This window comes from Streptomyces sp. NPDC023573 (genome assembly GCF_055559735.1).
In genome coordinates, this window is the sequence record NZ_JBVHKB010000001.1 from 1,341,365 (window position 1) to 1,364,452 (window position 23,088).

Here is a 23,088-nt window from a genome sequence, read left to right on the forward strand (position 1 = left end):
CCCTCCACCGGTACCCATGTTCTCGTCAGCCCGTTTCCGGATCCTGGCCCTGCTGGTTCTCCCGTTCGTTACCGGTCGAGTAGCCGACCCTCATGGACTCCTTCATGTCCTGGCGGAACACCTTGTCCTCGTCCGAGTCCCCGGTGTTGCGGCCCAGGAAGTCCTCCATCGGCGCTTCGGCCCTGGACTCGCCGGCCCGATAGATCTTGTTCCATTCCTCCCTGGTCAGCTCCTCGGCCTTCTCCTTACTCGCATCGACCGAGTTGTCCGATACATCACCGATGACCTGTCCCGCGAGCTGCTCCAGCCCACCACTGGCCGTGTCGGTGGCCAGGGGGATAAGCACGGCCGCCGTCCCGACCGCCGCGGTGGCCGGCAAAAAGGCAACACCCGCGGCGATACCCGCCGCCGCGCCGAACTCGACCCACCCGGAGCGCTTGGCCACGGCCTTCTCGTAGTCCTCGTGGCTCTTCATGTTGTCGGCCTGGACCTGGTCGGCCCGGGACTGGTCGAGCATGCCCTGGACCTCCGCGCCGACGTGCACGGCATTCCGGGCGCTACCCTTGTCGATCACCCCGTTGGAGTCGACCTGGTTCTCCAGCACACTCCGCGTGTACACCTCTTCCGCGGCCGAGACCGTCGCGTAGGCGTCCGGGTGCTGACCGAGGGCGCTGAGGAAGCCGCGAGTGATGCTCCTGCCCTCTGTGTCGTCCTCGAAGTCGATGTGACCTCCCGAGTCCTTCGGGGCGAACACACTGTCCGAGCCGCCCTTGTCCAGAGCCCAGTTGATATCGTCGATGTAGCCCGCGCCCATCGTGCCCAGGCTGTCGGACATCGCCTCCTGCTCCTTGAGCAGGCCGGCGTCCGCCCCGTACTTCTCCATGACCTGCTGCATGACCGCGGCGTTGTCGTCGTCCCGCACCACGCCCGCGTCCGGGTGACCGGCCGGGTAGCCGAGCGTCGCCGCCTCCAGTGCGTGGCCCAGCGCGTCGGGCATCTGGTCCAGCGACGCCTTGAGCTCGTTCTCGTCGAGGGTGTTGACGTCCGGGAAGGACTCCCACTTCTCGTTGCCGAAGAAGTCGAGGTAGTTCTCGATCGGCGTATCGCCGTTCTTGCCCAGGTCGGCTGTGGCGCCCTTGTTGACCGTGCCGTCCTCGTTGTACGCGGTCGGCGGGTCGTTGAAGAAGTGCTTGGCCGCGTCCGGGCTGTTGCCGAGCGCCTCCAGCATGGCGGTGGCCGGGTCGTATCCCGCACCGTTGACGCCGGAGGGGTTGAACGGGTTCTTGTACGGGCTGTTCACCTGCTTGTTGTCGGCGAACATGTACGGGTCCTTCTGGTGCAGCTGTGCCACGTGCTCGGCGATCGGGTTGAGGAACGCCTTGTCGTAGTTCCCGTACCGCATGATGCCGCCGAGCAGCTGGTAGCCGTACGGCCCGTTGGAGTCGTACTTGGCCAGCGGGACGCGTTCCGTGCCCATCTTGCGGAGCTCGGGGCCCCACTCGTCGGAGAACGCCTTGTCGTGGGAGGCGGTGGCCAGGTTGAGGCCCAGGTTCTTCTGAAGTTCCTGGACGTCCTTGAGCCGCTCCTTGTCGACCTTGCCGTACTCGTACGTGTCCGTGGAGAGCTGGCCGAAGAACGCGAGGGACTTCTCCGGTCCGAGCTTCTCGTAGAAGTTCTTCGAGAACTCCACCGACTTGCTGTTGTCCTTCAGCAGTTCGTTGAGCTGCTGGAGTTCGGTGTGCGTGATGTCGCGACCCTTGGCGGCCAGGTCTGCCGCCCGGGCGGCCTCCTCCTGGTCCATCTTCGTGTACTTCGGGGCGCTGAAGTCCTTGCGGTCTGTGACGTTGGCTTCGAGGGAGTTCTTGAAAGACACATCGGTGTCGTTGCAGTTGTCGACGATCAGGTCGATCTTCTTCTGCCAGGAGGCGATGTTCTCCTTCTCCTGCTGGACGAGCGCGGGATAGTCAGGGTCGTGCGCCTTCTGCTGGGGAGGTATGTCCTCCACCGGATGGCGTGCAGAGACCTTGCCGTTGCCGTCGACCCGGATCCCGGCCGCAGGACCTTCGTGGTCCCGGATGTTGATCAGGTCGTCCTTGGCCTTCTTGATGGCGTTGTGACCCTCTTCGAGGATCTGCTTCACGCCCTTGGCCTCGGCCGCCGCGTCCGCGATCTCCTTGGCCGTCTTGCCGATGAACGGCTTCGTGACACCGGCATTGAGGCCGCCCCAGTCGGCCTTGTCCGCCCTGGCCTGCATCCCGTCGGTGGCCTCGGTGGCGAGCCTGTCCAGATCGCCCGCCATCTTCGACCAGTCGTCGACCGCGGCTTTCAGCTTCCCCACAGGGGCGTCGACTATGTCCGCGAACGTGAGCGTACCCATGTTTCCCCGCCCCCTACTTCATGTAATCCGACAGCGCGGAGATCGGCGCCAGATCTCCCTTGATCTTCACGTCGTCGTTCGAGTGCTGGGCCTTGGTGTAATCCAGGTGATTCGAAATGTGCGCAAGAGAATCCAGCAGCGTCTTCAGGTGCGTGTTCCAGCGGTCATGTACCTTGAGCACCGCCGAACCGCTCGTGAAATTGCCGTTGGTGAGCGCGATCGCTGCGTCGAAGGTGGCGGCGCGGGCGTGGTCGCCCTGCCGGGACACCTTCGTCCGCAGCTCATAGGCGTCATTTCCGATACGACCGAGGTCGTCCCGATTGACCACCAGATCACCGGAACTACCCCCGCCACCCTCGGCCGGGACGCTGTTGATCCGCATGGCGCTCCGCGCGGCTGCGGCAGCGCGCAGTTCGGCCCATTCCTGTTCGAAGCTCACGAATTTCCCCACGTTCGTCTCTACAGACCGCTTCGTCCGAGACAGGCGGCCACCGACCTACTCACCGTATCGGTTTCAGCCTCATGGGCAACGAGCGGCCGGAATACCGGGGCTCGACCGCGACATGGGCCGCGCGGTTCCGGGCCGGTAGCCTCTGCCCCTTGTCCAGGCACCGATTCAGCGGAATCGCGGGGAGTGCGTTCATGGTCGCCGTCGTCTTCTTGTTCTCCATCGCCGGCGCGTTCCTCGTCATCGCGCTGGTCGGCCCCTACCGGCTGTACTGGCGGGCACGTCCGCACGCACCGCGACAGCCGTCGGACGCGGCCCTCGCGCTGGGGCGGATCGCCGCGTTCGGGGCAGCCGGGGTGTTCGTCTTCGGAGGATGCTCGGTCCACGAAGGTGTCGACAAGAGGACCTGGAGCGCCAGCGAGGTCCGGGAGGCCGCCGAGGACGCGGCCGAGTCCATGGCCACCGACACGCAGATCCGCCGTGACCCGACGGACGGCTACACCTCACTGATCGAGGCGGCCGTCCTGAAAGCCGGCGAGGACCAGGGTCCCTCGTACAGGGTCTCCGTGGAACGAGCTGGCGAGGACCACGACTACGAGATCGTGGCGGGCGGTAGCGACACCACCGTCTGCATGCACCTCACGGAGGCGGAGTCCTCGGAGGGCGGAGTCTTCGTCCCGGGCGCGGACGGCAGCAGCAACTCCATCCCTGAGTACGAGCTGACCGCCACCGTCGACGACGGCGCCTGCTGAGCATTCAGGCGGGCCGGTGTCCCGGCGGCGCCCGCCTGCGTCAAGGCCTTCTTCTCCGTGAGCCCGGCCCGCACCCGATGGATGCGACCAGTACGTCGATGCCCCCGCACCGGACGTCAACACGTTGCCCCGGCGCTGGCGTTGTGGGGCGCCGGAGGAGGGCCAGTTCGTGGACGCGGAGTTGCTGTACGGGCTGATGATGGCCCAGCTGGGGTGTCATCACCGAGATCGTCGACGACGTCTACCTCCCGCTGCTCCTCGCGCCGCCGGGTGCCCTACCGAACACCGGCTGGGGCCAGGCGCCGAGCGGCACTGCTGGAGACGCCTAGCAACGCGTCGTTACCCTGCGTGGTATTGCCTGCGGGTGTCAGGCTGTCGGGCCTGGAGGGCTCCCTTGCGGCGCGTTGGCTCCGGGGCCACCGGGCGGGGGGCCGTACTGCGGGTACGGAGGCTGGGATTGCTGCTGCTGGTGTGGGTACGGGGGCTGGTACGACTGCGCGGCGGCCGGGGCTGCGCTGCGGCGGCGGGAGCGGACGACCAGGACGGTCGCAGCGACTCCGATGAGGGCTGCCGCGCCGATGCCCAGGCCGATCCAGAGACCGGCACTGCCCTCATCGTCGGTGGCCGGTGCTGCGGCGGCCGGCCTGTCGCTGTCCTCGGAGCCGGCCGTGGGCTCGGACGGCTCGGCGGAGGGCTTCGAGGACTCGGCCGCCGCCAGGTCCGGGAGGGGGTACTCGTCGGCGGGGCCCGGGTCGCCGGGGGTCGTCAGGGCGATTCGGGGTCGGACGATGCCGTAACCGATGTCGTCCACACGCTCCTCGCCGGTCGTGGGGCCGCCGGCCGTGTTCAGCAGCACGCGAAGGACCTGGTTGTTGGTCCAGTCCGGGTGCTCGGACCAGATCAGTGCGGCGGAGGCGGAAGCGAGAGCTGTGGCGTCACTGGTGCCGTGCGAGGTACAGAGGCCTGTCTCGCTCTTGCAGGCATGGATCATCTCCTCACCCGGCGCGGACAGGTCTACCTGGGGGCCGAACTGGGATTCCTCTGTCCTCTGCAGGTTCTTGCCGATGGCCGCCACACCTACCGCCCCGGGTGTCGCTCCCGGGTATTTGACACTATTGGTGCTCTTGGCATCGTTACCCACTGCAGCGAAGACCAACGAGCCCTTTTCAGTCGCGTACTTGACCGAGTCCGTCAATTGTTGGGAACCCTCACTCGTACCCAGCGAGAGGTTGATGACCTTGGCACCCTTGTCGGCTGCGTACCGGATGGCCACAGGCACCTTCGCGTTGAACTGCTCAATGTCTTCCGCAAGGTTGGCAGCCTTGTCGGGAATCCGGACAGGAAGAATTTTCGCGCCGGGCGCGAGGCCGAAGGCACCGTCTCCGCTACGGCTGTCGCCTGTTCCTGCGATCAGGCCAGCCATGCCCGTGCCGTGACCGTCGTAGTCAGAGTGCTCATCGCCGGATTCGCCCGGAGCGAAGTCCCTCCCGTCGAGCACCTGTCCCTGCAGATCAGGGGTTGACGTGTCGACCCCTGTGTCGATCACCGCAACGGTGACGCCGCTCCCTGTGCTGCTCTGCCACATCTCCTCGGCCTTCATCGCTGTCAGGTGCCACTGATCCGAACGGACCGACTCCGCTTGGGCAGTCCCTGCAGTGACAGCCACCAGCAGTGTTCCGAGCGCCGCCGAAACGATGACCGTTGTCCCGACCCTGTGCACACCGCTGGCGGGCATTCGCGTCCCTATCTGAAGTCGTTCCATCAGTCGATGACGGGCGGCGTTGCGCGACGTCCGCCCTGCTTCCACGTCTCTTCATCTTCGATCAAGTAGTCCGGACGCTCACCGCCCTCATCACGGCGCGGGTCTCCAGGCCGGCGGCTTGACGGTGCCCGCAATCCACCTGCCGTCTGTCCGGCAGCACGCCCGTTTTCGTTGCCCCGGACAAGGCCTGTGCCACCAGGCGTGAAGGGACGCTCACCTGAACGCCCCACCTGCTGGGGCCGGCCACCGACGACTCCGCTGGTCCCACCAGCCGGTGGCCGTACGCCCATGGCCCCGCTCCGAGCGGCGCCGCCGCCACTCATCCCGCCATTCCCCGTGGGGCCCCGCGCCTGCGTTCCCTCACCGCCGACAACGGTTCCGCCGGGAAGCCCTCGGCCTGTGGGCTGAGCTACCGGCCGACCACCGGTGATGCCGGCATCACGAGGCGTGCGGCTGGTCGAGCCCGAACCCGGCGCGCCCTGGCCAAGCAGCGACGGTGGGCGCACACTCGGCCCTGCGCCCTTAGCACTGCCGAAAGTTCCTGGATTCGACCGTGTGCCACCGCCGAACGCGGGCGGCACGGCGAGTCCAGTAGGCACACCGCTGTCCGGCCTACCCGTCACCGGCGGCCCCTGCTGTGGCACCGAGGGCGCGGACGACGACTGCGGCAGAGTCGCCGTGCTGTTGACCTCCGTGCTGACCGAGGTTTCCAGGTGGGCCGGCACGCGGACCGCTGACGAGCCAGGAGCGCCTTGGCTTCCTGAGACCGTTCCCTGCGAGGACTCGGAGTGCGTAATCACCCCGCGAGTCGCGCCTTCGCCCTCTACCGCCGCTCCCCTGCCACTGGCTGGTCCACCGTAGGTCTCGGAGCCACCGTAGCCAACTGTTCGCTCCGGCACGATCGCCCCCGGCGGAGGCGGGAACGCGGGCTTCTCCATCCCGTCCATCTGCGAAGCCGACAACGCATACGACTGGGCCAGTTTGCGCATCTCCGCCGCAGCCTCCTGGCGGTTTGCTTCCTTCTCGGCGATCAGCGTCTCAGCCGACTTCTGCGCCACTGCGGACGCATCCGGGTCGTTCCGCGCCGCCCGCGCCGCATCCAGGTTCGCCTGCGCCCCCGCGTGCGTACGCGGGATGGCCACCTGCGCCGAGGCGAGGGAGTCGGAGGCCCGGGCCAGCCACTTCGATGCACCCTCGCTGTAGTCGCCGAGGCGCAGCGTCGCGTTCGCGAGATCCGCGCTCCAGGTGCGGAACGCATCCGCGCCCTCCCCCTTCCACTCGACGGTCTGCGGGCGGACCTTGATCTCCTCTGCGATCTTGCGGATCTCCTCCGCCGCGCTCACCAGCCGGTCCGACGCACCCTGTATCGCCCCGCTGTTGGCCATGTCCAGCCAGGCCAACATGGTTTCGTGCGTCATGCTGTCGAAGGGCGTACCCTGCCCTGCTTCCCCGTGGTCCATCCCTAGCCCCCGCCCATCCGCCGTGCCGTTCCCGTGCACGTCGTCGTCATCAGATCGCTCCGGTGGACGGCAGCGGCTTGGGCACGTCCGGTGTCGCCTGCCCGTTTCGCTGCCCCGGCGGGTCGTACTTCCCCCCGTAGTGCTCCTCGGCCCCCGCGCTGATCGCGAGCATGCGGCGGCGCAGGTCGTCGTCGATGTTCGCGTAGCCGTTGTGCGAGGCGAGCACCGCGATGCTCATGCCCTCGATGCAGTCCGAGAGCAGCTTGGACAGCGTCTCCAGCTCCGTGATCACCGTCCGGTACGACGTGAACAGCGAGGCGGCTTCGGCCCACCGGTTGTCGCCGCCGCCGAGTTGCTGGCGGGACATGGGGTCCTCGGCCAGTTTCCCGGGTCCCGCAGGGGACTCCTTCAGGTCGCGCAGAAGTTCGTCTATCCGGCTACGGAACTTCGTGAACGACGTGAGCTCCGTCGCCAGAGACGCCGCTGCGATGCCCGCTCCTGCGAACCCCAGCATCGGGACCGCCGCCAGTCCCGCCGCTCCACCCTCACTCGGCAGCACAGCGCCCTCCCCCGGATACAGCCGACTACAGCTACCGAGTCACTGTAACCAGCACCGGTGACACACGGTGCCCCAGGTTGCACATGCGGTGCGTAACCACATCCGAAGCGTTACGACTTGGGGGAGGCCACCGCCGCCTGCGGTCTGATCGGGAGACGGTTGACCGGGCGGCCCGTGGCCGCGCGGACCGCAGAGGCCACCGCTGCCGGGGATGTCACCACCGGGGCCGCCGAGGCCGGCTTGGCGCCGAAGGGGGCCACCACGTCGCGTTCCTCGATCAGCTTCACGATGTGGATGTCCGGCGCGTCCAGGGCCGTCGGAAGCGCGTACCCGGTGAGGTCCGGGTGGCGGATCAGGCCGCGGGCGGTGCGGAGGTTCTCCGTGAGGGCCGCGCCGATGCCCTGGGTGACGCCCGCCTCGATGCGGGTCGCCAGCTGCGACGGGTTGAGTACCCGGCCGACGTCCTGGGCGACCGCCATCTCGACCACCCGGACCGAGCCCAGCTCGACGTCGACGTCGACCACCGCGCGGACCGCGCAGAAGGCCAGGCCCACGAAGGCGTCGCCCTGTCCTGACTCGTCCAGGGGCTCGGTGGGGTGGGGACGGCACTGGGCGGTGGCCCAGAGTTCCTTGCCCTCCATCGCCTCGCTGACCGTCGTGGACAGCACACCGTCGTACGAGGTGATCTTGCCGTCGGCGATCTGGAGGAGCTCCGTGGACATCCCGAACTTGTGGGCCAGCGGCTGGAGGAGCTGCGTACGGACCATCTTGGCGGCGCGTTCGATCGCGCCGCCCGATACCCATGTGTGGCGGCCGTGCGTCGCCGGCCCGGCGGGGGGCTGGTCGGTGTCCACCGCCGCCACGTGGACCTCTTCGACGCCCAGGGTCTCCTGGACGATCTGGCGGGCGAGGGTGGTGAAGCCCTGGCCGGTCTCGACAGCCGCGCAGATGACCGTGGCGACCCCGTCATGGACCCGTACCGTGGCCGTGGAGACCTCGTCGGCGCCCTCGGCTCCGAGCATGTGGACCATGCCCAGGGCGTAGCCGACACCTCTGCGTACGGCTCCGGGTTCGCCGGCGCCCTCCGGGCCTCCCGGGAGCAGCCAGTCGTCCTCCGGCGTGTCCTTGGGGAGCGCGGGGAGCGGGAAGTCACGGAGCGCGCCGAGGAGTTCCGCGACGGGTGCGGGGCAGGTCACGGTCTGACTGGTGGGCAGGAGGTCGCCCGTGGACAGGGCGTTGCGCAGCCGGAGTTCGACCGGGTCGATGCCCAGCTTCGCCGCCAGCTTGTCCATCTGGCCCTCGTACGCCGCGCACACCTGCATCGCGCCCTCGCCCCGCACATGTCCGGAGGGCGGGTTGTTCGTGCGGACCGCCCAGCCCTCGATGAAGGCGTGCGGGACGACGTACGGCCCGCAGGCGAAGGCCACGGCGGCGGCCAGTGACTCGGACGAGGAGTCGGCGTACGCTCCCGCGTCGAGGAGGATCTGTGCCTCGACCTTGACCAGCCGGCCCTCGGCGTCCGCGTGGTGGCGGTAGCGCAGCAGGGTGGGGTGGCGGTGGGCGTGCCCGAGGAAGGACTCCTCGCGGGTGGCGGCCAGCTTGACGGGGCAGCCGGTGCGCAGGGCGAGCAGGCCCAGCGGGATCTGGAAGCCGGGGTCCTCGCGGTCGCCGGTCGCTCCCGGGACACCGGTCACGACGACCTTGACCCGCTCGGGGTCCAGGCCGAAGCAGGCGGCGGCCAGATCGCGGTCGGTGTGCGGGTCGGTGGAGGCCGTGTAGAGCTCTACGCCGCCGTCGGGGCGGGGCACGGCGAGGCCGGCCTCGGCCCCGATTGGGGCGGGGTCCTGACGGCCGATGCGGTACAGGCCCTCGACGATGACCTCACCCACGGCGTCCGGGTCGCCGTAACGCAGCGGGATGTGGCGGATGAGGTTGCCGTCGGGGTGGAGGGGCTCGGCGGCGAAGGCCTTCTCGGGGTCGGTGACCGGTTCGAGGACCTCGTACTCGACGGTGATCGCCGCGGCGGCCAGCCGTGCGGTGTCGGGGTGGTCCGCGGCGACGGCGGCGATCGCCTCGCCGTGGTGGCGTACGAGTTCGGAGGCGAACACGGGGCGGTCGACGACCCGGCGGCCGTACGAGCCGTCCCCGGGGATGTCCTCGTGCGTGACGACCGCGCGCACCCCGGGCATGCCGGCGGCGGCCGCCGTGTCGATCGAGACGATGCGCGCGTGAGGGTGCGGGGAACGCAGCACCGCGGCCCACAGCAGCCCCTCGGCCCACAGGTCGGCCGCGTAGGGGAAGGTGCCCTCCGTCTTGGCGCGGGCGTCGGCGGGCGGCAGCGAGGCGCCCAGTCCGAGCGCGGGCGTCTCCTGGGCCGGGTCGGGGCCGTCGGGCGGCGGTGGGGTGTGCGTGGTGCTGGTCGCGGTGGCTGCGTCGCTGGTCACGCCGCCTCCTTGTCGTTCGCTCCGCTGTGGCGGCTGGTGGTGGGGATGACCGGTGGTGCGGGAGACGGCGCGGTGTTCACCGGACGTCTCCCTCGTGTGCCTGGACGCTGCCCGCGCCGGGGGCGGCCTGGTGCGGGATGCGCGGTTCGGCGTCGTCCGGAGCGGTCGCCGCCGCGTCCGCGGTCGCCTCCCGGCCGGCGACGACGTCGCGTACGGCGTCGAGCACGCCCCGGTAGCCGGAACACCGGCAGAGGTTGCCGCACAGGGCCTGTCGGGTCTCCAGCTCGCTGGGGGCGTGGTTGCCCTCCAGGAGGTCGTGGACGGTCATGGCCATCCCGGGGATGCAGAATCCGCACTGGACGGCCCCGCACTCGGCCAGGGCCCGCTGGACGTCGGAGGGTTCGCCGTCCACCGCGAGCCCTTCGACGGTACGGACCTCGCTGCCCGCGGTGGTGGCCGCGGGAACCAGGCAGGAGGCCACGAGGCGGCCGTCGACCTGGACGTTGCAGGCACCGCACTCGCCCTGCGAGCAGCCGTCCTTGGCGCCCGCGAGGCCGAGGCGCTCCCGGAGCACGTACAGCAGTGATTCGCCGATCCAGGCGTCGCTGACGGGGCGGTCCACGCCGTTCACATGGAGGACGTACGAGGCCGAGGGGTGTTCGCTGGGGCCCGCCAGGGGGGCCGGGCCGGCGTGCTGCTCCGGGGGCACGGGGCCGTGTTCGAGGGTGGGTTCGGGGATGAGCTCGGAGCCGGACCCGGCCTCGGGTGCCTCGGCCTCGGGTGCCTCGGTCCCGGGTGCCTCGGTCCCGGGTGCCTCGGTCCCGGGTGCCTCGGTCCCGGGTGCCTCGGGCGCAAGCACCTCGGCCGCAGGTTCCTCGGACGCGGATTCCGGCGTTTCGGCTGAGGGTTCCGGGTTTTCGGCGGTCGGCGCCGGGGCCTCCGGCTCGTCTGCGGCCTCCGCGACGGCCTCGGGGCCCGCGAGGGGCTCCTCCGCGGTCTCCTCGGCGGTCTCCCCGGCCTCCTCGGCCGGCGCGTGCTCCGGGAGGGCCTCCACGGCCTCCGACGGCCCGGGCGCGGCCTCCTCCGGGGCAGCCACGGGCTCGGCGGCAGGCGGCTGCGTCGCCCACGGGGCGGGCGCGCCGCCGGGCAGCGTGGCCGGAGGCGGGTCGGCGTACCACTGGGAGGCCATCGCCGACGAGGCGAACTCGCCGGATTCCTCCGGGAGGTCACCGCTCGCCACCGGGATCGTCCACTCACCGGTGTGGCCGGCGGGCTCGGGAGCCGGTTCCGGCTCGGGCTCCGCGGGGACGGCCTCGGTGAAATTCCACTGGGCCGTCGTGGACGACGTCTGCGTGTACTGCGACGTGTCCGGGTACGGCTGCTGGTACGGGTCCTGCTGCTGGTTCGGGTCGGGCCAGTGCACCGCCTCCGGTGCGGGCTCCGCGGCCGGGGAGTGGGCGTCCGACCGCTCCTGCCGGCTCTGCGTCTGCACGACCCAGCTGCCGGTCGCCGCGGGGTCGAGACCGGCCGCCGGGGTCAGCGGCAGGATCATCGGCGGGACGTAGCCCTGCCCGGGGGCGGCCAGCGGGTCGCTCCCCAGGCCGGCGAGGTCCTCCGGGTCCAGGTGCACGAAGGCGGTCGCCTCGGCGTCGTACTCACCGCCCTGCGGGGTCGGCTGCCAGCCGGCGTACGGGTCGGGCTGCCCGTGCCGCTGCTCGGGGTTCTCTTCATTGCTCACGACAGTGCCCTCCCCAGTGCGCGTCGGGCGAGCGCGGCGACCGTGCGCCGCAGGTGCAGGACGGCGGGCGACAGCGGAGGTGCCTCTCCCCCGTCGTCCGGTGGAGCCTGGTCCGGGATGCAGGCCGCCGCGACGTACTCGCCGAAGGCTGCCAGCGCGTCGGGGGCCAGGCCGCGTTCGCCGTCCCAGTCGATCAGGGAGGCGATCCAGCGTTCGGCCTCCAGGGGCCGCAGAGGCATCGGGGCGATCGCGCCGACGGCGCAGCGCACCCCGCGCCGCGCCGGGTCCAGGACGACCGCCACGGAGGCGGTGGCGCGGCCGGGACCGGTGCGGCCGGTCGCCTTGAGGAAGACCTGGGGGGCGTGCAGCAGGGGCACGCGGACGAAGCCGATCAGCTCGGCGGGCTGGAGCATCTCGCGGCCCGCCAGCAGGTGTGAGACGGGGATCTCACGGCGGGAGCCCCCGGGGCCCGCGATGACCAGCTCGGCCTCCAGGGCGGCCAGTGCGGGCAGGGCGTCGCCGGTCGGCGCCGCGCTGGCGATGTTCCCGCCGAGCGTCCCGGCGTTACGGATCTGGGGCGGGCCCGCGGCACGCGAGGAGGCGGCCAGCGCGGGGATGAGGGCGGCGAAGTCGGGCCGCCCCATGCGCGCGTGGGTGAGCCCGGCGCCGAGCAGGGCGTGGCCGTCCTGGTAGTGCCAGCCGCGCAGCTCGCTGATCCGGCCGAGGCCGACCAGCCCGGAGGGCCGCAGGAGGCCCTTGTTGACGGCCGACATGAGATCCGTGCCCCCGGCGACGGGGACGGCGGCAGGCATGGCGCCGAGAGCCGCCACGGCCTCGTCGAGCGAGGCCGGGAGCGTCACCGACTGCATCGCCTGCGGTGCGTGCGTGGTCAACCCAGCTGCCCCTTCCCGGTGTCCCGGCAGTCCCGCCTGTCCGCCGTACGGTACGTGCTCACGGCCGGGACGTGGCAACTCTGGCACATCTTCCAGGCTGTCCGACGCGAGGGTCCACCAAGGGTGTTTCCACCCCCGACCAGGGGAAAAGTCACCTTTGGCAGTCCTTCTGCCCGTCGCACGAATTGACGCTCTTCAGCGGGTTCGTACGACTTATTCGGTTCCCCTGGCCGTCGGATGGGACAGCGGTCACACGGTCGGGGGCGGTCCCTCGATCGGGCGACCCAGGACGCCGGGCCGGCGTTGCCACGGGTGCGGGCCGGCCGGGGGCCGGTAGGCGACACCCAGGGCGTCGAGCCGTGCGTAGTGCGTGGTCATCCGGCGTTCGAAGCCGGCGAAGTCCCGCTCGTCCGGGGCCGGGAGCCGCGACCAGGCGACCTCGGCGAAGGCGGCGAGTCTCGGGAAGACCTGGTAGTCGACGCGGTCCCGGTTCTGCATGACCTCGGTCCAGACGTTGGCCTGGGCGCCCATGATGTGCCGGGCCGCCTCCTCTGAGAGACCCGGGGGCACCGGCTCGAAGCGGTAGACGTCCTCCAGGGTCCGGATGTACCCGATGGGCATCGGCTCGTCGGGACCGCCGTCCTGACGGTAGTCCAGGTACACCTGCTGCACGGGGCACATCACGACGTCGTGCCCCGCCTCGGCGGCGGTGATCCCGCCCGCGTAGCCCCGCCAGGACGTCACGGCCGCGCCCTCGGCGAGACCGCCCTCCAGGATCTCGTCCCAGCCGATGAGGCGACGGCCCCGGGCGGTGAGCCAGCGGTCGAAGTGGCGGATGAACCACGACTGGAGCTCGTCCTCGTCGGCCAGGCCGGCCTCGGCCATGCGGGCCTGCGCGGTGGGCGACGCCTTCCACTGGTCCTTGGGGCATTCGTCGCCCCCGACGTGGATGAAGGGCGAGGTCTCCGCGGGGAACAGGTCGAGCAGTTCCTCGAAGACGCCTTCGAAGAAGCGCAGGGTGTTGTCAGTGGGGGCGAGTACGTTCGGATTGACTCCCCAGGTGTCCCACACGGAAAGCGCGGAGGTATCGATGACGTCGGTGTTGCCCAGTTCCGGATACGCGCTGATCGCCGCCTGCGAGTGGCCCGGGATGTCGATCTCGGGGACGACCCGGATATGCCGCTCGGCGGCGTACGCGACGATTTCGCGGATGTCGTCCTGGGTGTAGAAACCGCCGTGCGGGGTCTCGTCCCACAGTTCGGACGCACGGTGGCCGTATTTGGTGCGTGCGCGCCAGGCGCCCGCTTCCGTGAGCCGGGGGTGGCGCTTGATCTCGACGCGCCAGCCCTGGTCGTCGGTGAGGTGGAAGTGGAAGACGTTCAGTTTGTGGGCGGCCAGCAGATCGAGCATGCGCAGCACGCCGTCCTTGGGCATGAAGTGCCGTGCCACGTCGAGCATCAGCCCGCGCCAGCCGAAGCGGGGGCCGTCCTCGATCTCCGTGACGGGGATGCTCCTGCTCGTGACCGGGCCGGCCGGCGCGCGGCGGAACGCCTCGGGGCCGAGGAGCTGACGCAGGGTCTGCGCTCCCCAGAACACTCCGGCCGCGCTCCCGCCGGTGATCCGTACGCCGTCGGCGGGCGTCACGGACAGCCGGTAGCCCTCGGGCTCCAGGGTGGCGTCGATCCGCAGGCCGACGGTGTTGCCGCCCTGGTCGGCCGGGGTGCCCGGGGCCAGCGGCAGACCGAAGGCGGCCCCGAGGGTGGTGCGCAGCCAGCGTTCCGTGCTCCCGGTCCCTGGGGCGGCGTCAAGGGTCGTGGCCCCGTCGAGGAGGAACGCGCCGCTGTCGTCTCCGCCGGTGCGCACCGGCGCGGGAATCAGGTGGTCCATGTGGGTCAGTCCTTCACCGCTCCACCGAGTCCGGAGACCAGGCGGCGCTGTACGAGGACGAAGAAGACCAGTACGGGAATGGTCATCACCGTCGAGGCCGCCATGATCCCTCCCCAGTCGTTCTCGTCGGGTTTGAAGAAGACCAGCAGCGCCATGGGAAGCGTCGACTGGGAGGTGTCGCTGATGATGAACGATTTCGCGAAGAGGAAGTCGTTCCAGGTCGAGATGAACGAGAAGACGCTGGTCGCCACGAGGCCGGGAAAGACGAGCGGGAAGAGGATCTGCCACAGGAAACGGCTGCGGCTCGCCCCGTCGATGTAGGCGGCCTCCTCCAGCGCGTCGGGGACGGCCTTGACGAAGCCGCGCAGCATCCAGATGGCGAACGGCAGCGAGAAGGCGAGATGCGGCAGGATCAGTGATCCCAGGGTGTTCAGCTGGCCGAAGTCCCGCATCAGGAAGAACAGCGGGATGGTCAGCGCCTCGACCGGCACCATCTGCGCCACGAGGAACATGATGAGCAGCGTCGTGCGGAACTTGAAGCGGAACCGGGTCACCGCCGTCGCGGCGAGGAAGGCGATCAGCGCGGACGCGATGACGACGGTGCCGGCGACGATCAGGCTGTTGAGGAAGTAACGGCCGAATTCCTGCTGTTCGAAGACCCGGCGGAACGAGTCGAGGGACGGGGACAGGGTCCAGGGGCGGGGATCGGTGGACTGGACCTCGCCCGCCGGCTTGAAGGCGGAGAGCACCATCCAGTAGAGCGGGAAGGCGACCACGACGGCGATGACGAGGGCCGCGGCCTCCGCCGCGAGCCTTCCGGGCCGGCGGACGCGCAGCAGCGTGCGTGCGCTCACAGTTCCTCCCCCTGGCGCCGCATCAGGCGCAGATAGACCAGCGTCACGGCCAGCAGGATCACGAGCATCACGACGCCGATCGCCGATCCGAGGCTGTACTGCGAGGAGGCGAACGCCTTCTGGTAGGCGTACACGTTGAGCACCAGGTTCTGTCCGGCGATGCCGCCGCCGTTGGTCATGACGTAGATCTGGGTGAAGACCTTGAAGTCCCAGATGACCGACTGGATGGTGACGACGATCAGGATCGGCCGCAGCATCGGGGCCATGACCGACCGCCAGATCCGCCACTGCGAGGCACCGTCCAGCGAGGCCGCCTCCAGCACTTCGGCGGGGATGGCACGGATGCCCGCGTACACGGTCACCATCACGAACGGGAACGAGCACCAGAGCACTTCCAGGAGCACCAGCGCGAAGGCGCTGTAGCGCCCGTACGTCCAGGAGAAGTCGCCGAGCCCCAGCACCTTGTTGACCGGGCCGAAGTCCGGGTCGAAGAGGAAGACCCACACGGTCGAGCCGGTGATGGCCGGCGTCGCCCAGGCCCCCAGCGCGGCCATCATGAGCGCGAGCCGGGGCAGGGCGCGGATCCTGGTCAGCAGGACGGCCAGGGCGCAGCCGACGAACAGGGTGGCGAGCACGCAGGCCGCGGCGAAGACCACGGTCGAGAGGAGCACCTGCCAGAACTGGCTGTCGCCGAAGAGGGTGGCGTAGTTGCCGAACCCCTGGAAGGTGGTCGGCGCGCCTCCGCTGACCTGGGCCTGGGTGTACTCCAGGAAGGAGATCAGGCCCAGCTGGTAGATCGGGTAGACGAGGAGCCCGCCGAGCAGGACGAGCGCCGGGAGCAGATAGAGCCAGGGGGTCCAGCCGGAGCGCCGCGCCGGTGACGCCGGGCGGCGCCGGGGCGTACGGGACGACGCCCCGCTCGCCCCGGACACGGAGGGGACCTTGGGCGGTGCGGTGTCGGCGGTCATCGTCAGCCCGCTTCGGCGAACGCCGCGTCCATCTTCTTCGCCGCGTCGTCCGAGGCTGCGGCCACGTCCTTACGGCCGCTGACGATCTCCTGGAACATGGTCGGCAGGACCAGCGAGGCATCGATCTGCCCCCAGGCCGGGGAGGCCGGGACGAACTTCGCGCCCGCGCCGAGTGTGTCGACGAAGGGGCCGACGAAGGGCTCCTTCTCCGCGGCGGTCTCCAGCACGTCCGTGTACGTCGGCAGGAAGCCCATGGCGTCGAACATCTTCGCCTGCGTCTTCTTGCCGGTCAGGGACTTCATCAGGTCGACCGCGAGGGTGCGGTGCGAACTACTCTTGAGTACGCCGATGTTGTTGCCTCCGGCGAACGCCGGTGCGATCGAGTCCTTCTTCGCGCCGGGGAGCGGTACGACGGCGTACTTGCCCTTCACCTTGCCCGCCTCGACCGCAGCGTGGCTGAAGTCACCCCCGATCGCCATGGCCGCCTTGCCGGACGCGAAGGCGGTCACGGTCGCGTTGCCGCCCATGGCCGCGCACTTGGCGGCCGGGCAGTTGTCGTCGCCGAAGAGCGAGGTGTAGGCCTCGATGCCCTTCCGGGCCTTCGCGCTGTTGATGGCGGACCGGTAGGTCACCCCGGTCTCTTCGGCCAGCTCGCCGCCCTGGGCCCAGATGAAGGGCATGGCGCCGTAGGTGTACGCGCCGCCGACCGCGAGGCCGTACAGGTCCGGCTTCTCCTGGTGGATCTTCCTGGCCGTGGAGATCAGCTCGTCCTGGGTCTTCGGGGGCTTCATGCCGAGCTCCTCGAAGACATCGGTGCGGTAGTACAGCGCCCGTACGCCGACGAAGAGCGGCGCCCCGTAGACCTGGCCGTTCACCGTCACGGACTGCTTGGCGGTGGGGTCGGTGTCCTTGGCCTCGTCCCAGGCGGCGAACTCCTTGGTGATGTCGGCCAGTCCGCCGTCCTTCACGTATCCGGCGGTGTCGGTGTTGCCGTACTCGATGAGGTCGGGGGCGCTCTTCGGGTCGTTGAAGGCGGCCTTGATGCGCTGGGCGCGGGTGTCGACGGGGATGTACTCGACCTCGACCTCGGCCCCCTCGTGGGACTTCTCGAAGTCGGCGACGGCGGCGTCGACGACCTCCTCCTTGGGCTTGTTGCCGACCTCCTGGAAGAGCCAGACGCGGAGCGTCCCGGACTTCTCGTCCCCCTTCGCGCCGGCCTCGGAGGTCCCCGGCGCGCAGGCGGTGACGGTGAGGCCGGCCAGCACAAGTGCCGTGGCCGGAGCGGCGATTCGAGCAGAAAGCTTCATCCGGGACCCCTACCGGTCAATCGTTGCATTCCATGCAACGTGCGTTTCGTTCTGCACAACTCGCAGGAGACTAAGGGCGCCCCAGCACGCCGACAAGTGGTCTCAACCACTCTGTGACCTCGCGGTGCAGCCCGTGCAACGCGAACCCGCGCTCCCGCCGCTCCGGGGACGGACCCGCAGGGACTCCACGGCACGCGAACGGCCCCCGGGGCGCGCGTCTCCGCGCGTCCCGGAGGCCGGGGTCAGGGTCCGTAGAGAGATAAAAGAGCTAAGAGGTCACAAGGGCCGGGCGGGCTACTTCTTGCCGCTGTTGTCCTTGCCGCCCTTGCCCTTGTCCTTGTCGCCACCGGCGCCCATGGACTCGTAGATCTCCTTGCACATGGGACAGACCGGATACTTCTTCGGGTCGCGTCCGGGAACCCAGACCTTCCCGCACAGCGCCACCACGGGAGTGCCCTCCAGGGCGCTCGCCATGATCTTGTCCTTCTGGACGTAATGGGCGTAGCGCTCGTGGTCACCGTCGCCGTTCGACACCTGCGGCGTCGGCTCTACGAGGGTCCCCGTACCTGCCCCGCGCTCGGGCTCAAGAGTGCTCATAACTGCCAAGCGTACTGAAAGCTCCGCGCATCAGTTCAGCGAAGGGTCGTCCGGATACGTCGCGATCATGGCCAGTTCGCTGCGCTGCCGCCGCAGAACCGCACGCCAGAGGTGCTCCGGGCGTGGCGAGGAGACGTCGCCGGGCTCCGACTCGACCACGTACCAGGCGCCGTCCCTCAGCTCCGTCTCCAGCTGGCCCGGCCCCCAGCCCGCGTATCCGGCGAAGATCCGCAGGGAACCGAGGGCCGCCGCCAGCAGCTCCGGCGGCGCGTCCAGGTCCACGAGGCAGATCGCCCCGTGCACCCGGCGCCAGCCGATGGGGGCCGGGGAGGGGCCCTCGTCGCCCGGGATCACCGCCACGCCCAGGGCGGAGTCGAGCGACACCGGACCACCCTGGAAGACCACGTCCGGCTCGCCGGTCAGGCCGGCCCAGGACGCGAGGATGTCCGCGACGCCGACCGGGGTCGGACGGTTCAGGACCACACCCAGCGAGCCCTCCTCGTCGTGGTCGAGGAGCAACACCACCGCACGGTCGAAATTCGGGTCCGCCAGGGCGGGGGCGGCCACGAGCAGCCGCCCTGTGAGCGAGGACACCTCCGTCATGGCACAGATGATCCCGCATCCCGGCCCTCCGCGGGGGCCAAGTGGCGCGACCGCCCCCGGAGCGCGCCCCTCCGCAGCTCAGGGCGTACGGACGCCGCACGGGCGCGCGGGGAACGCACGAAAGGGGGACCGGCGGACGGTCCTCGCGGACGGTGACGCTCCGCAAGGACCGGGGAGCAGAACGTGTTGTGGCGGATTCATGACGTTCGTACACCCCCCGGCGCCTTACGGAAGGGGGGCGGGGGCCCATTACCCTTTTGATGGCCCCCTGCCCGACCACTCCGGAACGCGAGATACATGACCGGCACAGACGATGTCCTGCTTGTCCACGGCGGAACCCCGCTGGAGGGCGAGATCCGCGTCCGAGGCGCCAAGAACCTGGTGCCGAAGGCAATGGTCGCCGCGCTGCTCGGCAGCGGGCCCAGCCGGCTCCGCAACGTGCCCGACATCCGCGATGTGCGGGTGGTCCGGGGGCTGCTGCAGCTGCACGGCGTGACCGTCCGCCCCGGCGACGAGCCGGGCGAACTCATCCTCGACCCGTCGCACGTCGAGAGCGCGAACGTCGCCGACATCGACGCCCACGCGGGCTCGTCGCGCATCCCGATCCTCTTCTGCGGCCCCCTGCTGCACCGGCTGGGCCACGCGTTCATCCCGGGCCTCGGCGGCTGCGACATCGGCGGCCGGCCGATCGACTTCCACTTCGAGGTGCTCCGCCAGTTCGGCGCGGTCATCGAGAAGCGGGCCGACGGCCAGTACCTGGAGGCCCCGCAGCGGCTGCGGGGCACGAAGATCCGGCTGCCGTACCCGTCGGTGGGCTCCACCGAGCAGGTGCTGCTGACCGCCGTCCTCGCCGAGGGCGTCACCGAGCTGTCCAACGCCGCCGTCGAGCCGGAGATCGAGGACCTCATCTGCGTACTGCAGAAGATGGGCGCGATCATCTCCATGGACACCGACCGGACCATCCGGATCACGGGTGTCGACAGGCTCGACGGTTACACCCACCGGGCGATCCCGGACCGCCTGGAGGCCGCCTCCTGGGCGTCCGCGGCGCTGGCGACCGAGGGCAACATCTACGTGCGCGGCGCCCAGCAGCGCTCGATGATGACCTTCCTCAACACCTTCCGGCGTGTCGGAGGTGCCTTCGAGATCGATGACGAGGGCATCCGCTTCTGGCACCCGGGCGGCGCGCTGAACGCCATCGCCCTGGAGACGGACGTGCACCCCGGCTTCCAGACCGACTGGCAGCAGCCGCTCGTGGTGGCCCTGACGCAGGCCGCCGGACTGTCGATCGTCCACGAGACGGTCTACGAGTCCCGGCTCGGCTTCACCTCGGCGCTCAACCAGATGGGTGCGCACATCCAGCTCTACCGCGAGTGCCTCGGGGGCTCCGACTGCCGCTTCGGGCAGCGGAACTTCCTGCACTCGGCGGTGGTGTCCGGGCCCACGAAGCTCCAGGGCGCGGATCTGGTCATCCCCGACCTGCGCGGCGGCTTCTCGTACCTGATCGCGGCCCTGGCCGCCCAGGGCACGTCCAGGGTGCACGGCATCGACCTGATCAACCGCGGCTACGAGAACTTCATGGACAAGCTCGAGAAGCTCGGCGCCAAGGTCGAGCTCCCCGGCGGCTCGCTCGTCTGACGCGCCCGCCGGCGCGCTCCGGCGTACGCACAGTGCTGCCGCACACAGCACTGCGCACCCACGCACCACAGTCCGCCGCCCCGGCCCCCACGAGGGACCGGGGCGGCGGGCTTCTGCGTCGGTCCTGCGCGAGGGTGCCCGCTCCGGCCACGGGCGGGCACGCCGCAGAACGCCCGTACAGAGCCGAACGGGACGCCCGGCCCTCCCCGGGGCCGCCGGAGGGTGCCGGAGCGCCGCAGGGCGCCTCACAGCGCCCGCACGGGCGGTGTGCGCCGGGCTGAAGACCCCCGGACACGGCCACGGCATGCCGAAGGGCGGCCGCCCCGGTCGGGACGGCCGCCCTTCATTGATGCCTTGGGGCCTTACTTGCCCTTGGCGGCTTCCTTGAGCTTGGAGCCCGCGGAGACCTTCACGCTGTAGCCGGCCGGGATGTTGATCGGGTCGCCGGTCTGCGGGTTACGAGCGGTGCGAGCGGCACGGTGGGTGCGCTCGAAGGTCAGGAAGCCGGGGATGGTGACCTTCTCGTCGCCCTTGGCGACGATCTCGCCGACGGTCTCGGCGAGGGCGGCCAGAACGGCGTCGGCGTCCTTGCGGGTCACCTCGGCACGGTCGGCCAGGGCGGCCACCAGCTCACTGCGGTTCATGTTTGTACTCCCGTGTTCTTCTTGCCTGTGAGGCGTGAGATCGAAGCCGATGCTGCCAGGGCCCTCTGACAGTCCCCGGACCCGGGTCTGCTGTCAGACCCTCGCGCCCGAATACGCATCCTGCCCCCACCTGCGGCGCTAACGCCAATCCGGAACCCCTCGTCGTCACACGAAAAGCACCACTGATTGCCCGTGATGACGTTCCGTCGACTTGTTGGAGCGGTCCGCAGCGGATGCCGGGCCTGTGGGGCTCGCTGCCCGCCCACCCTAAAGGGGCGTTTGGGACGCCGCGACCCGCGACGCGCCGTACGGACCGCCCGGACGTGAGCTACGGCACCGTCCGCGGGAGCCGTGGACGGCCCCCGCGAACGGCGTGCGGCAGGGCCGTCGGGGCGGCGGGGACTACGCGGGGTCGGACGCCGCCTCGGCCACGCCGGCCGCCTTCGCTGCCTCCCGGACCGCACCCGCGACCGCGCCCGCGACCTTGTCGTTGAAGACCGAGGGGATGATGTAGTTCGCGTTCACCTCGTCCTCGGCGACCACGTCGGCGAGGGCGCGCGCCGCGGCGAGCATCATCTCCGTGTTGACGGTGCGGGACTGAGCGTCCAGCAGACCGCGGAAGACGCCCGGGAAGACCAGCACGTTGTTGATCTGGTTCGGGAAGTCGGAACGCCCGGTGGCGACAACGGCCGCCGTCTCGCGGGCGATTGCGGGGTCCACCTCGGGGTCCGGGTTCGCGAGCGCGAACACGATCGCGCCCTCCGCCATGGCCGCGACGTCGGCGCCGTCCAGGACGTTCGGGGCGGAGACGCCGATGAAGACGTCGGAGCCGGAGACGGCCTGCTTGAGGGTGCCGGTGACGCCCTCCGGGTTGGTGTTGTCGGCGATCCAGCGGAGCGGCGAGTCCGGGGTGGCGTCCACCAGGTCCTCGCGGCCCGCGTGCACCACGCCGTGGATGTCGGCGACGACCGCGTGCTTGACCCCGGCCGCGATGAGCAGCTTCAGGATGGCCGTGCCGGCCGCGCCGGCGCCGGACATGACGACCCGTACGTCACCGATCGCCTTGCCGACCACGCGGAGCGCGTTGGTCAGCGCGGCCAGGACGACGATCGCGGTGCCGTGCTGGTCGTCGTGGAAGACCGGGATGTCCAGGGCCTCGCGCAGCCGCGCCTCGATCTCGAAGCAGCGGGGGGCGGAGATGTCCTCCAGGTTGATGCCCGCGAAGCCGGGGGCGATCGCCTTGACGATCTCGACGATCGCGTCGGTGTCCTGCGTGTCCAGGCAGATCGGCCAGGCGTCGATGCCGGCGAAGCGCTTGAAGAGGGCCGCCTTGCCCTCCATCACGGGGAGCGACGCCATCGGGCCGATGTTGCCCAGGCCCAGCACCGCGGAGCCGTCCGTGACCACCGCGACGGAGTTCCGCTTGATGGTCAGGCGGCGGGCGTCCTCGGGGTTCTCGGCGATCGCCATGCAGACCCGCGCCACACCGGGGGTGTAGATCATCGAGAGGTCGTCACGGTTGCGGATGGGGTGCTTGGACGCCATCTCGATCTTGCCGCCGAGGTGCATCAGGAACGTACGGTCGGAGACCTTGCCGAGGACGACGCCCTCGATGTCGCGCAGGCCTTCGACGATCTCGTCCGCGTGCGAGGTGGAGGAGGCCGCGATCGTGACGTCGATCCGCAGCTTCTCGTGGCCGGAGGCGGTCACGTCGAGGCCGGTGACCGAGCCTCCGGAGGACTCCACGGCCGTGGTGAGCTGGGAGACCGCTGTGCCGCTCGCGGGCACCTCCAGCCTGACCGTCATCGAGTACGAGACGCTGGGCGCCGTTGCCATGGCCGAGTCCTTCGCTTTCCTGAGCTTCGTTGCCGCACGTGGACGGGGCTCGGCCCCGCACGTGCGTTCCGATCGTCGCACCTACCGGCCGGTAGCAGTTAATGACTGCCACCTTTCGGAAACTTTCTTCCACCATACGAGAAGTAGTGGTGATGCGTAACCCTGGAACCCCAGCAGATGCGTAACCCTTGAACACAAACAGACCCGCGCCACCAGGAGGTGACGCGGGTCTGTCTTCCACGAGTCAGGTGACACCGGCCCGCCATGCTCGCCTCGCGGCAAGTGGTCGCTCGTAGCGACTAAGGTTGGGCCCGGGGGCTT

18 protein-coding genes are annotated in these 23,088 nt (G+C 70.0%); 2 read left to right on the forward strand and 16 right to left on the reverse strand.

The window, feature by feature from the left end; all coding sequences use genetic code 11:
• Nucleotides 1-25 precede the first annotated feature (25 nt).
• The gene (locus ACZ32T_RS06075) at nucleotides 26-2,377 is read right to left on the reverse strand and encodes a hypothetical protein (protein WP_467365582.1); all 2,352 of its coding nucleotides are present in this window, start codon (nucleotides 2,375-2,377) and stop codon (nucleotides 26-28) included.
• Between the two features lie 13 nt (nucleotides 2,378-2,390).
• Nucleotides 2,391-2,816: a hypothetical protein gene (locus tag ACZ32T_RS06080; RefSeq protein ID WP_467365584.1), complete on the reverse strand. Its 426-nt coding sequence runs from the start codon at nucleotides 2,814-2,816 to the stop codon at nucleotides 2,391-2,393.
• Nucleotides 2,817-2,977: 161 nt separating this feature from the next.
• On the opposite strand from ACZ32T_RS06080, the gene ACZ32T_RS06085 reads away from it, so the two are divergent.
• Nucleotides 2,978-3,577, forward strand: a complete 600-nt coding sequence (locus tag ACZ32T_RS06085) for a hypothetical protein (protein WP_467365586.1) — start codon at nucleotides 2,978-2,980, stop codon at nucleotides 3,575-3,577.
• Between the two features lie 367 nt (nucleotides 3,578-3,944).
• On the opposite strand, the gene mycP is transcribed toward ACZ32T_RS06085, so the two are convergent.
• The 12 genes from mycP to ACZ32T_RS06145 form a co-directional block, all read right to left on the reverse strand.
• Complete coding sequence (gene mycP / locus ACZ32T_RS06090; RefSeq protein ID WP_467365681.1) at nucleotides 3,945-5,312, reverse strand: type VII secretion-associated serine protease mycosin; 1,368 nt, start codon at nucleotides 5,310-5,312, stop codon at nucleotides 3,945-3,947.
• Between the two features lie 26 nt (nucleotides 5,313-5,338).
• Nucleotides 5,339-6,757, reverse strand: coding sequence for a WXG100 family type VII secretion target (locus tag ACZ32T_RS06095; protein WP_467365588.1), 1,419 nt, complete (start codon nucleotides 6,755-6,757; stop codon nucleotides 5,339-5,341).
• A 91-nt stretch (nucleotides 6,758-6,848) separates the two neighbouring features.
• Nucleotides 6,849-7,358: a hypothetical protein gene (locus ACZ32T_RS06100; protein WP_467365590.1), complete on the reverse strand. Its 510-nt coding sequence runs from the start codon at nucleotides 7,356-7,358 to the stop codon at nucleotides 6,849-6,851.
• 110 nt (nucleotides 7,359-7,468) lie between these two features.
• Entirely contained in the window at nucleotides 7,469-9,802 is a 2,334-nt protein-coding gene (locus tag ACZ32T_RS06105) for a xanthine dehydrogenase family protein molybdopterin-binding subunit (RefSeq protein ID WP_467365592.1), read from the reverse strand.
• 76 nt (nucleotides 9,803-9,878) lie between these two features.
• A complete protein-coding gene (locus ACZ32T_RS06110) occupies nucleotides 9,879-11,540 on the reverse strand; it encodes a (2Fe-2S)-binding protein (protein WP_467365594.1) in 1,662 nt (553 codons plus the stop codon).
• Complete coding sequence (locus ACZ32T_RS06115) at nucleotides 11,537-12,433, reverse strand: FAD binding domain-containing protein (RefSeq protein WP_356708660.1); 897 nt, start codon at nucleotides 12,431-12,433, stop codon at nucleotides 11,537-11,539. The genes ACZ32T_RS06110 and ACZ32T_RS06115 overlap by 4 nt, the downstream gene beginning before the upstream one ends.
• A 249-nt stretch (nucleotides 12,434-12,682) precedes the next feature.
• Nucleotides 12,683-14,320 (reverse strand): beta-N-acetylhexosaminidase, encoded by a 1,638-nt coding sequence (locus tag ACZ32T_RS06120; RefSeq protein WP_467365596.1) that lies wholly within the window; start codon nucleotides 14,318-14,320, stop codon nucleotides 12,683-12,685.
• A 5-nt stretch (nucleotides 14,321-14,325) separates the two neighbouring features.
• Nucleotides 14,326-15,174 (reverse strand): carbohydrate ABC transporter permease, encoded by an 849-nt coding sequence (locus ACZ32T_RS06125; protein ID WP_467263279.1) that lies wholly within the window; start codon nucleotides 15,172-15,174, stop codon nucleotides 14,326-14,328.
• Complete coding sequence (locus ACZ32T_RS06130) at nucleotides 15,171-16,142, reverse strand: carbohydrate ABC transporter permease (RefSeq protein WP_467365598.1); 972 nt, start codon at nucleotides 16,140-16,142, stop codon at nucleotides 15,171-15,173. Before ACZ32T_RS06130 ends, ACZ32T_RS06125 begins: the two co-directional genes overlap by 4 nt.
• Nucleotides 16,143-16,144: 2 nt before the next feature.
• Nucleotides 16,145-17,449, reverse strand: a complete 1,305-nt coding sequence (locus tag ACZ32T_RS06135; RefSeq protein WP_467365600.1) for an extracellular solute-binding protein — start codon at nucleotides 17,447-17,449, stop codon at nucleotides 16,145-16,147.
• Between the two features lie 294 nt (nucleotides 17,450-17,743).
• The gene (locus tag ACZ32T_RS06140; RefSeq protein ID WP_042837321.1) at nucleotides 17,744-18,046 is read right to left on the reverse strand and encodes a DUF3039 domain-containing protein; all 303 of its coding nucleotides are present in this window, start codon (nucleotides 18,044-18,046) and stop codon (nucleotides 17,744-17,746) included.
• Between the two features lie 30 nt (nucleotides 18,047-18,076).
• Nucleotides 18,077-18,649 carry a YqgE/AlgH family protein gene (locus tag ACZ32T_RS06145; RefSeq protein WP_467263284.1) on the reverse strand — a complete coding sequence of 191 codons (573 nt, stop codon included), beginning with the start codon at nucleotides 18,647-18,649 and terminating at the stop codon, nucleotides 18,077-18,079.
• 297 nt (nucleotides 18,650-18,946) lie between these two features.
• Here ACZ32T_RS06145 and murA point away from each other — a divergent pair, with 297 nt between their 5' ends.
• Nucleotides 18,947-20,287 (forward strand): UDP-N-acetylglucosamine 1-carboxyvinyltransferase, encoded by a 1,341-nt coding sequence (gene murA / locus ACZ32T_RS06150; RefSeq protein WP_329037820.1) that lies wholly within the window; start codon nucleotides 18,947-18,949, stop codon nucleotides 20,285-20,287.
• 362 nt (nucleotides 20,288-20,649) lie between these two features.
• Here murA and ACZ32T_RS06155 read toward each other — a convergent pair whose 3' ends face one another.
• Complete coding sequence (locus tag ACZ32T_RS06155) at nucleotides 20,650-20,931, reverse strand: HU family DNA-binding protein (RefSeq protein ID WP_003968811.1); 282 nt, start codon at nucleotides 20,929-20,931, stop codon at nucleotides 20,650-20,652.
• 402 nt (nucleotides 20,932-21,333) lie between these two features.
• Nucleotides 21,334-22,767, reverse strand: a complete 1,434-nt coding sequence (locus ACZ32T_RS06160; protein ID WP_467263286.1) for an NAD-dependent malic enzyme — start codon at nucleotides 22,765-22,767, stop codon at nucleotides 21,334-21,336.
• Nucleotides 22,768-23,088 lie beyond the last annotated feature (321 nt).